Source organism: Undibacterium sp. Ji50W, assembly GCF_049340445.1.
Taxonomy (GTDB): Bacteria; Pseudomonadota; Gammaproteobacteria; order Burkholderiales; family Burkholderiaceae_D; genus Undibacterium.
The window spans coordinates 1-261 of record NZ_JBMPOX010000090.1 but is presented as its reverse complement, the minus strand read 5'-3'; the positions used below and the strand labels follow the sequence as shown (position 1 = coordinate 261).

General features: G+C 55.9%; 1 protein-coding gene. It reads left to right on the top strand.

Going from position 1 to position 261, the window contains the following annotated elements; genetic code table 11:
* On the top strand, positions 1-236 hold a 236-nt coding region (locus ACO0K9_RS28155), incomplete at its 5' end, for an energy transducer TonB (RefSeq protein ID WP_422990719.1).
* Positions 237-261: the final 25 nt, after the last annotated feature.

Sequence of the window (261 nt, the reverse complement as noted above, 5' to 3'; positions counted from 1 at the left end):
ACCCGCGTGCTTCACTGCGCAATGAAGAAACCGGTATCGTCCAATTGTCCGTCCTGATCGGTGCCGATGGTTCCGTGGCAGACGTCAAGATCGACAAGTCCAGTGGCTTCCGTGGTCTCGACAATGCCGTTCGGTCCCAATTGATGTCCGGTTCCTGCAAAAACAAGCCCGGTACCGTCGATGGCAAACCGCAACAGACCTGGACCAAAGTCCAGTACGTCTGGAAGCTCGAGTAAGCAATCAGGCAAGAGCAGACCCCGT